This is a genomic window from Rhizobium ruizarguesonis, assembly GCF_017357285.1.
GTDB classification, from domain to species: domain Bacteria; phylum Pseudomonadota; class Alphaproteobacteria; order Rhizobiales; family Rhizobiaceae; genus Rhizobium; species Rhizobium ruizarguesonis.
The window spans coordinates 83,018-96,270 of sequence record NZ_CP071678.1 but is presented as its reverse complement, the minus strand read 5'-3'; the positions used below and the strand labels follow the sequence as shown (position 1 = coordinate 96,270).

Here is a 13,253-nt window from a genome sequence, read left to right as displayed (position 1 = left end):
TACGCCTCATCCGCCTCTCAAGCTTCACTCAATGCAGCTAATATACGAGGGAAGTCGGGAGATCGGCGGAGCTCAACGGCACGGCCGGTCTTGCATCCGGAAGCGCCATATGCGAGGGGTTTGGGCTATGTTGAAAAAACAAGATGCAGCGCAGCTGAAAGGCTGGTGTCTTCGCTTGGCGATGTTCGTCGGGGGAACGACGCTTGTGGCGATCGGACCAACGGCCTGCGCGGTTGTTGACGACGATATCGCGGTCGTCGCGAAAAAGAATATCGTCATGGTCGAGGCGCCGCGCGTCTCGAAGGCCTACGCCTATCCGGAAAATCACGCCGAGCGCCCGGCCGGGGTAACGGCCCGCGCTGTCGCCTATCACGGCTCAGCGCCTTATATCTGCTCTCCAAGCGGCTTCGGACAGAAGTCGCGCTGCTTTGCGCGTCCTTCTATCTGAAACAATAGCGCTACATCAATTGCGCCACCGGCCGGACATGTCGTCTTCGCCAGCGGGATGCTCATTGAAGAAGCGGGATGCCGCTTCCGTGCGGTTTCGGACGTTCATCTTCTTGTAGATGTTGCGGACGTGAACCTTCACGGTGTTTTCGGAAAGATGCAGCTTGTCGGCGATGATCTTGTTTTGCGTCCCCTTGCAGATGAGATCCAGGATCTGAACCTCCCGGGTGGTCAAAGCGGAGATACTGTCGCGTCTCAGCTTGAGCGCATTGTTGCGGGCCGCATCGACCGATTTTGTCTGATAGAGCGAAGGTTCCAGCTGGGCGTTCTTGTTGTTGAGACGGTTGAGAAGTGCTGACGGAAAATGTTCGCCGCCCTTCATCAGCAGATCCACAGCGGCCATGAAGACGTCGAGCCGGAGATTGAGCGGCAGGACACCATCGATGATCCTTGCCTCTACCAGCCGGCTGACATAGGGCTCGAGCATGTCGATCGCTTCGACGACAAGTCCGATCGAGGTTTCAGGGTGGTTTTCGCGGGCAGCCTGCAGCGCTTCATGAAGCTCGGGGCCGGGTATATGATAGAATAAAACAAGCTTCATATCGCTGGTATCTTTTTCCAGCATTGGCTTTGTGCTCGTTATGCTTGCTACTTCACAGTTCGGAAATTTCTTTGCCAGTGCTTCTACCATGCATTCTGAAAACAGATCCGCCTTGGCTACCACTAGTATAGTATCTCCAGACTGACTTAACTTCCTTCCTTGGTCCGCATTCTCCATTCCAGACCCTGTCATGAACATATACGCCTCCCCTAGCGTTACACTTTACTCAAACGTGGAGCGATGGCGGGTATTGGATAGTATGAAATGTCGATCCCGGATGTCATCGCCTTATTTTTTAGACATTTCTTAATTATGTTAATACGGATTGAGAAGGAAGGAAATGGCCCAAAGTGATTAGTTTTAGCGGACGAAAAACGATACGATACAAAGCCTTGGTTGTATTTTCATTGCGATAGATACTTCAAGGCTATATTTGCTCTGACTATAGATAATCAGCTTAATGTAATATTTCAGTACAAATTGTCATACTTTCGTCATGCTGGGTGGCCGGATATAGGACGGGGAAGAGATTCCCCTCAACCCGGCAGCGAATGCCGGGAGCCCCGGATTCTCGTTGCCCGCCAACCCTCCCGCCGAAGAGATCTTAGCGCTCCGGCGACAGGGGCTACCCAGGGCTAGCCAGGCATGGCAGATCCGCCTTAGCCCGAATTGGTATCTATCGGATCCGCATTTTTTCCAGCAGTCTGTGATCGTCACCCAAGTGGCGACATGGAAAATCCGTGTATTGTTTTGCGTTTTGATACATGGCCTCCATTTAGGGCAACCCAAACGAAAATTAAGCCTGAATACTCCTTATCCTTCTCAGGATGAGGAGCCGGATATGTGCGGCCTTGTACTGAGTGCGTACGTTCCCAATACCAACGATTTGATCAACAAATCGCGATGAAGCTGCAGATGACACGTATCGAATACATCTGCCGATGTTAACCGCATCGGAGCGAGCGCGAGTAAAATCCCATTTGAGATGAGAGGGATTTCGAAAAGCTGCTCCGGTTTTTTTCTGGAGGACTCCAGTGTCTGACGAAACCGAAATCACCAAGGTCGGGGCGCTTGCCGACGGCTTTGCCAACAGCGCTATCAATTCGACTGAAATCGAAGACGATTCGACCGGTTATGTTGGCGGCGTCGCCAATGGGGACAATCGCGACAATACCGACAACAGTGTAGATGTGGACGTCAAGGCCGAGCTCTCCGCCAATAATGGCGACAACCGCGACAACGAATATGACTGGAGCAACAAGTCCGACGACGATACGAGCACCAAGACCACGACGATCACCGATACCGACACCAAAACCGATTACGACTGGAGCTATGACAGCAAGTCGTACAGCGACAACGACACCGACACCAAGACGATCACGGACACCGACACGAAGACGGTGACAGACACCGACATCAAGACCATTACGGATACGGATACCAAGACGGTCTCCGACAGCAACAACACCTCCGACAGCTTCAACAAGACGGATACCGACTTCGCCGTCATCGAAGACGTCAAGGACTTCGACAACCTCGGCGTTGCCGGCCACGACCTCACCTTCAACCTCGGCGACGACTTCTCTTTCACTCTCGACGTTGACAGCATCCTCAACAATTCGCTGTCCGGCGCGGGCAACGACAGCGGCTTCAGCGCCGTCCAGGCGAACCATCTGGCCGACCAGGACCAGGCCTGGAACATCAAGATGGACAATGGCGGGGCCGAGAACCATCTGAAGGCCGATGGCGGCCACGCCGATAGTGCCGAAGGCATGGAGATGGACGGCAAGGGCTGGGATCTCAAGGCTGGCGACGATGCCAATGGCTCGAGCACGGCCGACGCTTCGGCAATCCTTGCCAATTCCGGCTTCCATCTCGAGCTTGTTCAGGGTGCGAACCTGCTCAGCAACACAATCGACTCCAGCGTCATCGGCGGCAATTCTCATGTCTCCGACGTCGGCGAGGATACCAGCACCTGACACGGACCTCCAACGACCAAGACGAACTGCACCGGCCCGGCCGGTGCAGTTTGACTGCTTGAAAACGGTTTGACGACCACACCACGGCGCCCAACGAGGGGGCACCCGCAAGGCCGATCGTCATTTCGAATGGGAGGGCCGAACGATGCATATCGAGAAGATTTCGGAAATCATTGCGCACTTCATCGGTCTCTTCGAGATGACGACCGACGAGATGAGGTTGCGCACCAACTATGCTGAAGGCGCAGGACCGGGCGCGGATGGACCCGCTCTGCCGGATCAGGATGCCTATACCGCTGCCTTCTCTTCCGATCTTCAGCTCAAGGACTATGATCCGGGTGTCATTTACAAAAGCGGCAGTTACGATATCGAGTATGGTCCGGCACGCCATTTAGGTCGCGTCTCCGAAGACAGTCTCGAGAAGCTGGCGGCGATTGCCGCAAAGGATATCCCGTTACCGCATTTCGGCGATCCTACGGATATCGTGCTCACGGATGAGCCGGAACTGACCGTCTTTGCCGGGCCTGGCTCGGCGATCAGTCATGCCATCCAGGTCAACGTCCTCTACGACGACGATTATCTCGATATGACGAGCAGCGTCCATGCACCGCGAGACACGAGTTTCGTCATCGAGCAGCTCGCGGACTTCAGCACCAAGGCCGAGATCTTCACGCCTTTTGCGAGCCTCCACCGAACCGACACCTATGATGGCGCGCTGAAGATCGCCGAGGATCTCGAAAGCTATATTCAGAATGCCCAGAACACAGAGGACAGCGGCACAGCTTCGCTCGGCACCGACGCGACGCATAATTTCGTCCGCGTCGACCCCGAGGTCAACGACACCGTCTACGTCAACGGCAAGGCCGAGACCGATATACCTGTCCTCGACGACTTCCTGCCCGACCGTGGTCTCGCCAAGCTCCAGGAAGAACCCTACGACAACAATACATCCGTCGAGCAGACCGACCCGACTGGCAACAGCCTTGATGTGACCGCCGGTGCAAATCTCCTTGTCAACGTCGCCTCAGTGATCAATACCGGCGTCATCGCCTCGGTCACCGCGGTGATGGGCAACTACCACCAGGTCGACGCGATCTCCCAGACCTTTGTCTACAGCGATCACGATGAATTCGCCTCGGCGCTGCACGCATCCGGCCATTCGGCCGAGGAGGCGGGAACGGTCGCCAAGAATATCGCCCTCTTCGAACACAGCACCTTCGAAGCATCGAGCCACGCCGACACCGATGCTGCCGAGCCGACGTTCCCGAGCAGCTGGCGCGTTAGCGTCATCGACGGCGACGTCTCCGTTGTACAGTGGATCGAGCAATATCACTTCGTCAGCGACAACGACACGATGACGGTCACCACCTCCGGATCCGAAACCACGGTTCTGACGGGCGGCAATACCTCCATCAACTTCTCCTCCTTTTTCGGGATGGGCATGCAGTATGATCTGGTGATCATCGGCGGCAACGTGCTCGACATCAACAGCATCACGCAGATCTCGCTGCTCTACGACAATGACTGGGTGCGGGCCGAAGACGGCGCCGACATACAGACGGGCAACAACCTGATCTGGAATTTCGCCTCAATCCACAATGTCGGAACGGACAGCCCATTCGCGGCCATGCCGGACTATATTGTCGAGACGCAGAAGGCGATCGAAGACCGCGATCCCAATATGCCCGAAGGGCTGTCGTTCGACGTGAATTTCCAGGGATATGCCGGTCTCAATGTGCTCTACATCACCGGCAATCTCTACGACATGACGATCATAAAGCAGGTCAGCATTTTCGGCGATTCCGATGATGTGACTCAGGCGGCATCGGCCATCCTCGACATCAATCCCGATGCAACGGTAACGATCGACACAGGCAGCAATGCTGTCATCAACATCGCCGAGATCGTCGACTACGACAGTTTCGGCCAGACGACCTATCTGGCAGGCCAGCTCTATTCAGACGCCATCCTCATTCAGGGCGGGCTGGTGGAGCATGACACGACCGAGCCGCAGCCGGCCGACGACAGGCTCGCCAACGAAGTCATTGCCTTTCTCGATAACGACGATCCGGGGGGCAGCGATTCTGCGGACGGCGTCATAAATGCCGGGCATGATTTTTCATGGTCGTCGGCGCACCCCGCCGACGTAATGCAAGCCATGGTCGCGTGACCTTGAGTATTGCGGAGGAACCACGATGAACCAGATTTCAAAACAAATCTTTGCGGCGGGCAGCGCCCTCGATCTCAGGTCGGGCAATATTCCTTCCGCTGCCCCCTCGGAGGCTGCGATGAGCGATGTGTGCATCTCCGCGATCGACCAGGCGGTCGAGAATCTTCGCAGGCTCAGCGGCGCCGTTGTTTCGTCTCCCGATGGGGGCAAGAAGACGGTCGAAGTTGCGGCACGCGAGGCTGCCGATATCGGAGGCGCAAGTAAAACTCAGCCGCCGCTGACGCAGAAAACGGTGACGCCGGAAGCCTCGAATGTGAAAACAGCACCTCCTGCCGCGGCGGTGCAGAGCCCGGCGACAGCAAAACCGATGGAAGCACCGGCCCAACCGAGGATCGAAGCGCGGCTGCCCCTCGAACTGCCGAAAGAGAAGACCGAGCTCAAATCGAGCCCGACGATGCCCTTCGGCAAGACCATCGAAGGCGAAAGCGGTCCAATCAGCGAGAACGACAGGCGGCTGCGCACCGGCGGCGGCGGAAATGGCAAGGATTCCGATCCCGGGGGCGACGGGGGCGGGGGCGGCGGAAGTGGCGGCGGTTTTCACAAGCGCAGCGAGCCTGTGAATTTCGCCGCCAGCCTCTCGCGTGGCATGGCGGCGGTGCGGCGCAACATGGTGGTCGTCATGATGTTCACGATCGCCATCAACGTCCTTCTGCTGGCAATCCCGCTCTATCTCTTCCAGATATCCGACCGGGTGCTGACAAGCCGCTCCATCGATACGCTCGTCATGCTCTCGATCGCCGTGATCGGCGCCGTGCTGCTGCAGGCCTTCATGGATTCGGTGCGGCGCTTCATCCTGATGCGCACCGCGGTGGAACTCGAAGTGCAGCTCGGCGCGCCGATCCTCAGCGCTGCAGCGAGAGCATCGCTGCATGGCAGCGGCAAGGATTATCAGACGCTACAGGACCTGCAGCTTTTGCGGGGCTTCCTGACATCCGGCACGCTGATCGCGTTTCTCGATGCGCCGCTAATGCCGTTCTTCGTGGTCGTCGTCTATTTCGTGCATCCGCATCTCGGCATCATCATCATGACCTGCTGCGCGGTGCTTTTCTTCATCGCCTATCTGAACCAGAAATTCACCGCCCGGCAATTCGCCGAATCCAACGGCTATCTCAGCCGGGCAAATTTCCACCTCGATTCCATGTCGCGCAATTCGCAGATCATCAACGCAATGGCGATGATCCCCGAGGCGGTGAAGATGTGGGGCCGGGAAACGGCGGGCTCGCTGAAATCGCAAGTCGAGGCGCAGGACCGCAACATCATCTTCTCCGGCATATCGAAGGCCTGCCGCATGATCACCCAGGTCACCCTGCTCGGCTGGGGCGCGCATCTGTCGCTTTCGGGCGAGCTGACGGGCGGCATGGTGATTGCCTCCTCGATCATATCGGGACGCGCGCTGGCGCCGATCGAAGGCGCCATCGAAGGCTGGCACCAGTTCAACCGGTCGGCCGCCGCCTATGGCAGGATCAAGAGCCTGCTCTTGAACTCGCCGTTGAACTTCCCGCGCCTGCGCCTCCCCAATCCCGAAGGCCGGCTCGATGTCGAACGCATTCTTTTCGTGCCGCCGCCGCAGAAGAAGGTCATTCTCAACGGCATCTCTTTCTCGCTCAGGAAGGGGGAATCGCTCGCAATCATCGGCAATTCCGGGTCCGGCAAGACGACGCTCGGCAAGATGCTCGTCGGCTCGATCGTCCCGACATCGGGAAATGTGCGGCTGGATTTGATGGATCTGCGCAACTGGGACCAGCGCCAGTTCGGCGAAAGCATCGGCTATCTGCCCCAGGACGTGCAGCTCTTTCCCGGGACGATCAAGGCCAATATCTGCCGCATGCGCGACGACGTCGACGATCATCAGATCTACGAAGCCGCGGTGCTGGCCGACGTGCACGAGCTCATTGCCGGCTTCCCGCAGGGCTACGAAACCATCGTGGCGGCCGATGGCGCTCCGCTTTCGGGCGGCCAGAAGCAGCGCATCGCGCTGGCCCGTGCCTTCTTCGGCAATCCCAAATTCGTCGTCCTCGACGAGCCGAATTCGAACCTCGATACCCAGGGCGAGGCAGCGCTTGCCAGGGCGCTCATCCACGCAAAGAAGCAGGGCATCACCACCGTCACCATCACCCAGCGCCCAGCCCTTCTCCAATGCGTCGACAAGATCCTCGTGCTCAAGGAGGGCACTGTCGCCATGTTCGGGGAGAGGATCGAGGTGCTGCAGGCGCTTTCCAAGAGCAACGGCAATAACGGTCAACGAGCACCGCGCATCGAAGGATGAACGACATGGGACGGAAAAAGCAGGAGACATCAGGTCCGGTGCAGCTCGAATGGTATAGCGACGTGCCGCGCTCGATCCGCGTGCACAGCATCGTCGGCCTGACGGTACTCTTCACTTCGTTCGGCGGCTTCGGCTTCTGGGCGGCGACGGCGCCGCTCGCCTCCGCCGTTATCGCGCAGGGAAGCTTCGTCGCGACCGGCAACAACAAGATTATCCAGCATCTGGAAGGCGGCATCATCAGGGAGATGCGCGTCAGCGAAGGCGATACGGTCAAGGAAGGCGACATCCTGCTGACCCTCGATCCCACAGCATCCCGCTCAAACGAGAGGATGCTGCAGCTTCGCCGCTTGCGCCTGGAAGCCGTTGTCGCAAGGCTCCGTGCCGAAGCGCAGGGCCTGCGTGAATTCCAGCTTCCCGATATCGTGGCGAAGGAGGCCAGCGATCCCGACATCAACGCGATCATCCAGAGCCAGAACGTCGCCTTCCACAGCAAGCAGATCAAGCTCGAAGAGCAGCTCAATCTGATCGGGAAGAACATCGCGTCGCTCGAATTCCGGTTCGCCGGCTATAGGGGCCAGCGAGAATCCTTCGAAAGGCAGCTGTCGCTGCTGACCGAGGAACGCGACTCCAAGGCTCGGCTGGTCAAGGTCGGCTACATGCGCAAGACGGATCTGCTGGCAATCGAGCGGGCGATCGCCGATGCGATGGGCGACATTGCTCGACTGAACGGCGAGCTCAACGAGAGCGAGGCGGAGATCGCCAAATTCCGCCAGGAAGCCGTCATCGCCGTCAACTCCAACAAGCAGGCGGCACTCGATGCGCTCGAGACCGCCGAAACCGATCTGGACAGTGTGCGCGAACAGATGCGCGAGGCCGCCGGCGTGCTCGAACGCACCACTATCCGTTCGCCGGTGTCGGGCACGGTGGTGCGCTCCTATTTTCACACCGCCGGCGGTGTCATCACCACAGGAAAGCCGATCATGGAGATCCTGCCGGCGCATGTGCCGCTGATCCTGGAAGCGCAGGTGCTGCGCACCTCGATCGATCAGCTGCATGAGGGAGAAACGGCCTCGATCCGCCTCACGGCGCTCAATCGGCGCACGACCCCTGTTCTGCAGGGCAAGGTCTTCTACGTCTCAGCCGATTCGATCGAGGAAAATTCGGGAGCTTCGGTCAAGGACGTCTATATCGTCCGCGTCGGAATACCCGATTCCGAGATCGCGCGGGTGCACAATTTCCATCCCGTTCCCGGTATGCCGGCCGAAGTGCTGATTCAGACGTCGGAACGCACCTTCTTCGAATATCTGAGCAAACCGATCACCGACAGCATGTCCCGGGCTTTTAAGGAACGCTGATCGCCCGCGATCCGGCATGGGCGGTCCCGCTAAATATGGCGGACTTGCCCGATGTCTGATGTAATGTCCACATGTCATCCCTTGAGGGATGAATCCCCTCCGGGGAGAAAGGGTCAAGCATGGCGGCGATGTCCGATGTCCTGCTGCGGGTCGGCCGCCTGAACTATGTCTGGACGAACACCGAAAGCCTGCTGATCTATATCATCGCCCATCTTCTCCGGGTCGAAAAGGATGCAGCAATCGTCGTGTTCCTGACGCTCAACACGACGCGCGCCCGGATCGATCTCATCGAACGGCTTTCCAAACTCGCTTCGACCTCTCCTTCCGACCGGAAGGCTATCCTTTCGGCCATGTCGCGGCTGAAGAAAGAATCCAAGACACGCAACAAGTACAATCACTGCATCTATTCCTTCGACGAAAAGGGAGAGATCTCGAGCACGCAGCTGATGCGGCTCGTCGAGGACGACAAGGAGATCCGCTACGGCAAGATCGAGCAGATGGACGCGCGCGAGATCGACCTTCTGGAAAAGTCGATCGCCGAAATCGTCGCCATCAGCCGGACGCTCTGGGCCTTCATCCATGCGAGCCCGCGGATCTCCGGTGATCTCTGATCTAGTCCTTATGTATGTCGTGCCCTCCAGACCGCTCCACACTTTCGGGCGACCCACATTGAAGCGCAGAATCCTTCGGGACGCATTACGCCCTATCACTTTGAATCTACGGATGATTTCCTACCGAAACCAATTCCGATTTCGGGTTATGCGCCGGCTCAGGACTAATCACATTTAAGCCCTGCAAATCATCCGGACGGTTTATTTGAAGATCGGTGTTTCCCATTAGAATGAAACCTCCCGAGTGACGTATGGGGTATTGGGGGCGGCATGCGCATAGATATCATCGACACCATTGCCGGGTTCGAGGCGGTCCGCGACAACTGGGATCAGGTCTTCATGGAGGATCCCGACGCGCAGCATTTCCTCTCCTGGATATGGCTGAAGAATTATCTTTCCCGCCGGCGCCGCTGGTTCATCCTCGCCCTTCGCGAGCGCGAACCCGGAGCACCTTATGTCGCCTTCTTTCCGCTGCGTCTCATCACGCATCTAAACGAGAAGACCGGGCGCTTCTACGACGAGATCATGATGGCCGGGAATTTTGCGGCCGATTATACCGGCTTCATCGTCAGACCGGATTACGAGCGTCATGCCATTGCCGGCTTTGCTTCGTTTCTCAAATATCAGAACTGGACCGACCTGAAGCTCGAATATTTCAGCGGCCCTGCCGGGCGGCGCGAGAAGATGATCGAGGCGCTGCAGGGGCCGGAGGTGATGTTTCGCGACAGCTCACCCAAGAACAGCGAGAATATCGACAACACGATCTGCCCCATCGTCCCCCTGCCGGCAAGCTTCGACGACTATCTCGAACAGCGCATGAGCAGCCAGACGCGCCAGAAACTCCGGCGGTTCCTGCGCAAGGTCGAAGGCGACGATATTTACCGGATCACCATGGCAACCGCCGAGACCATCAATCGGGACATGGACATCCTCTTCAATCTCTGGCGGACCAAGTGGAGCGCCCGCAAAGGCGCGGAGCGAACCGAGCGGCTGATCATCACCACGCGCGAGATGCTGATGGACAGCTTCAACAGCGGCAATCTCGACGTGCCGGTCCTTTGGTATGGCGACCAGCCACTCGGTGCGCTGGCAAATATCGTCGACCGGCAGAAGAAGGCGATCCTCTTTTATATCACCGGCCGCGACGAGAACTGGAAGACACCGTCTCCCGGTCTTATCCTGCACGGTTACTGCATCCGGCGGGCGATCGAGGACGGCTTCAAGACCTACGATTTCCTGCGCGGAAACGAACCTTACAAATATATGTTCGGGGTGGAGGAAAGGCAGATCAGCTGCACCCTGTTCCGCACCCGCAACGGCCAGAATCTGCATGGCGTGCTCAACCCGCGCAGCATTCGTTTCGTCTACGAACAGGCGCTCGACATGTACCGCAACGGAGCCCGCAGCAAGGCGGAGATCGCCTTCAACCAGGTTCTGCAATCCGCTCCAGGCCATACCGGCGCGGAATTCGGGCTCGCCAATCTGCTGTTCGACCGAGGCAAGCTGACAGAGGCCCTGACTGCCTACAAGGCTCTCACCGAGCGAGCGCCCGATCCGACACCGATCCAGATGCGGCTTGGCGACACGCAGCTTGCCCTGCATCAATATGAGCAGGCCGCAGAGACTTTCCGCCAGGTCGGCGAGATCGGGCCGCATCTCATCCAGGCGCATTACAAGCGTGGCATCGCCCTTGCGGCCAGCAAACGGCTCGCCGAAGCGGAGGCCGTCTTCGCCGCGATCCAGCAAGTGCATTCGGACGACCCGACCGCGCGCGACTATGTCGCCAAAGCGAGTGCGGCGCTCGAACGGATCCGCGTGAGTGCCGAGCCCACCCCTTGCAAAACGGACGCCGTGCCGGAGACCATCGCCCGCTGGAACCGGGGACGGCAGCTCAGCGAACGACGTCGACCGCGTCCGCACTGACATTAAACCCTATTGCCGATTCATTCCTTGATTTCGCTTCTTCCAGCGCACATGGCGCAGTGGTGTTCCAGGCGCGGTTGTGCTTTAAATTTGGGCATCACCCATGGGGGAAGACCACTGCCATGGATACGCAGCAAGTTCCCTTCAAGGTAACAGCCGTTCGCTTCGTGCGAGCGGTCAAGGTCTTCATGACTTCCGAGGTAGGCGGAAAAGCGGCATTGATGTTTGCCGGGCTGGTAGCACTCTTCCTCGCGCTCAGCGGCCTGAACGTTGCCAACAGTTACGTAGGCCGCAACTTTATGACAGCAATCGCTAATCGCCAGACGCCCGAGTTCATGCGGCAGGCGATATTTTACATCGGAGTCTTTGCAGCATTCACGATCGTCGCGGTTGTCTCCCGGTTCATTGAGGAACGCCTTGCACTGCTTTGGCGAGAATTCCTAACGCGACGGGCCGTCAGTTTATATCTCGCCGACAGAGCCTACTATCATCTGGACGTCTCCGGACAGCTCACCCACCCCGACCAGCGCATCGCCGAGGACATGCGTGTATTCACGGTCACGACGCTATCCTTCATTCTAATGATCCTAAACAGCAGTCTGACGATCATCGCCTTTTCCGGGGTGTTATGGTCGATAAGTCCCCTGCTGTTTGCGGTTGCCGTTGTGTATGCGGCTTGCGGGTCGTACCTGACGATCGCGCTTGGGCGACCGCTCATCAAACTGAATTACGACCAGCTCGACAAGGAGGCGAGCTTCCGCTCCGGCCTGATACAAGTTCGAGAAAACGCCGAGGGCATAATGCTGGCGCATTCCGAAGAACAGCAGGGTTTTCGTCTGCTACGACGCCTCGATGACGCGGTCGCCAATTTTCGCAAAGTCACCGCCATCAATCGCAACGTCGGATTCTTCACCACAGGTTACAACTGGCTGATCCAGATCATTCCCGCCTTGATCATTGCTCCCGCCTACATAAGAGGGAATATCGACTTCGGCGTAATCACCCAATCCGGCGCAGCTTTCGCAATGCTGGTGGGTGCTTTTTCGCTGGTTATAACCCAGTTCCAATCCATCTCCACGTTCGCCGCGGTCGTCGCGCGGCTTAGCTCGCTGATGGAGGCTATCGAACGATCAGGAACACCCGCGGACGCAGGCATCGAGGTTGTCGAGGGAAAAGAGCGTCTGGCTTACGAGCAATTGACCCTGCTGCACGCGACGAACAGTGTCCCTATTGTGAAGGACGTATCGATTTCGATCCCCTTGGGAACGCGCGTCTTGATCACGGGGCCGGCTCAAGACGCCCAGGCCGCGCTGTTCAGAGCGACGGCCGGCATTTCATTCAAGGGATCCGGGCGCATCATTCGCCCAGCCGCCGATGACATACTCTTTCTCCCGCAGCGGCCTTATCTGCCGACAGGGACACTGCGCCAGATTCTTGTACGCAACGAGCGCGCAGGCAAAATCCCGGATGACCGCATCGTGCAGATCCTGCGCGAGCTCAATCTCGAACACGTGCTGGAACAGGCGGGCGGATTAAATACCGAACAAAACTGGGAAATATTGCTCTCGCCGCAGGAGCAGCAACTTCTGGCATTCATCAACATTCTCATCGCGGCGCCGCAGTTCGCCTTCCTGGATCGACTGGACGCGACGCTCGGTCTCGAACGACTTCACACGATCATGCGGATGCTTTCCGAGAGTTCGATCACATACATCAACAACGCAGAAACCGCCGCCCTGCGCGATTACCACGATGCGGTGCTGGAATGCAGTGAGGATGGCGGATGGGTGTGGACCGTGAACCGGGCCTGAGACCGGTATGAGACAGGGCTGCGGCAA

9 protein-coding genes are annotated in these 13,253 nt (G+C 58.1%); 8 read left to right on the top strand and 1 reads right to left on the bottom strand.

The genetic code is table 11. From position 1 onward, the window contains the following. The first annotated feature begins 127 nt into the window (after window positions 1-127). Window positions 128-448, top strand: coding sequence for a hypothetical protein (locus tag J3P73_RS00415; protein WP_130665322.1), 321 nt, complete (start codon window positions 128-130; stop codon window positions 446-448). A gap of 15 nt (window positions 449-463) precedes the next feature. On the opposite strand, the gene J3P73_RS00410 is transcribed toward J3P73_RS00415, so the two are convergent. Continuing rightward, entirely contained in the window at window positions 464-1,246 is a 783-nt protein-coding gene (locus tag J3P73_RS00410) for a helix-turn-helix transcriptional regulator (protein ID WP_024323129.1), read from the bottom strand. An 836-nt stretch (window positions 1,247-2,082) separates the two neighbouring features. Between J3P73_RS00410 and J3P73_RS00405 the strand changes: the two genes are divergently transcribed. The 7 genes from J3P73_RS00405 (at window position 2,083) to J3P73_RS00375 (ending at window position 13,226) form a co-directional block, all read left to right on the top strand. Next, window positions 2,083-3,030, top strand: a complete 948-nt coding sequence (locus J3P73_RS00405) for a hypothetical protein (RefSeq protein ID WP_018068705.1) — start codon at window positions 2,083-2,085, stop codon at window positions 3,028-3,030. A gap of 145 nt (window positions 3,031-3,175) precedes the next feature. Beyond that, window positions 3,176-5,200, top strand: coding sequence for a hypothetical protein (locus J3P73_RS00400; protein WP_130774107.1), 2,025 nt, complete (start codon window positions 3,176-3,178; stop codon window positions 5,198-5,200). A 25-nt stretch (window positions 5,201-5,225) separates the two neighbouring features. Beyond that, entirely contained in the window at window positions 5,226-7,526 is a 2,301-nt protein-coding gene (locus tag J3P73_RS00395; RefSeq protein ID WP_130771995.1) for a type I secretion system permease/ATPase, read from the top strand. Window positions 7,527-7,531: 5 nt separating this feature from the next. Beyond that, window positions 7,532-8,881, top strand: a complete 1,350-nt coding sequence (locus J3P73_RS00390; protein WP_018068708.1) for an HlyD family type I secretion periplasmic adaptor subunit — start codon at window positions 7,532-7,534, stop codon at window positions 8,879-8,881. Window positions 8,882-9,000: 119 nt separating this feature from the next. Further along, complete coding sequence (locus tag J3P73_RS00385) at window positions 9,001-9,492, top strand: hypothetical protein (protein ID WP_018068709.1); 492 nt, start codon at window positions 9,001-9,003, stop codon at window positions 9,490-9,492. Between the two features lie 270 nt (window positions 9,493-9,762). Further along, complete coding sequence (locus J3P73_RS00380) at window positions 9,763-11,415, top strand: GNAT family N-acetyltransferase (RefSeq protein ID WP_130771993.1); 1,653 nt, start codon at window positions 9,763-9,765, stop codon at window positions 11,413-11,415. Window positions 11,416-11,537: 122 nt separating this feature from the next. Next, on the top strand, window positions 11,538-13,226 hold the full coding sequence (locus J3P73_RS00375; protein WP_018068711.1) for an ABC transporter ATP-binding protein/permease: 1,689 nt from the start codon (window positions 11,538-11,540) through the stop codon (window positions 13,224-13,226). The last annotated feature ends 27 nt before the right edge of the window (window positions 13,227-13,253 follow it).

Coding starts and splice junctions, on each gene's coding strand:
- J3P73_RS00415 (WP_130665322.1), top strand. CDS start 128: ATGTTGAAAAAACAAGATGCAGCGCAGCTGAAAGGCTGGTGTCTTCGC.
- J3P73_RS00410 (WP_024323129.1), bottom strand. CDS start 1,246: ATGTTCATGACAGGGTCTGGAATGGAGAATGCGGACCAAGGAAGGAAG.
- J3P73_RS00400 (WP_130774107.1), top strand. CDS start 3,176: ATGCATATCGAGAAGATTTCGGAAATCATTGCGCACTTCATCGGTCTC.
- J3P73_RS00395 (WP_130771995.1), top strand. CDS start 5,226: ATGAACCAGATTTCAAAACAAATCTTTGCGGCGGGCAGCGCCCTCGAT.
- J3P73_RS00390 (WP_018068708.1), top strand. CDS start 7,532: ATGGGACGGAAAAAGCAGGAGACATCAGGTCCGGTGCAGCTCGAATGG.
- J3P73_RS00385 (WP_018068709.1), top strand. CDS start 9,001: ATGGCGGCGATGTCCGATGTCCTGCTGCGGGTCGGCCGCCTGAACTAT.
- J3P73_RS00380 (WP_130771993.1), top strand. CDS start 9,763: ATGCGCATAGATATCATCGACACCATTGCCGGGTTCGAGGCGGTCCGC.
- J3P73_RS00375 (WP_018068711.1), top strand. CDS start 11,538: ATGGATACGCAGCAAGTTCCCTTCAAGGTAACAGCCGTTCGCTTCGTG.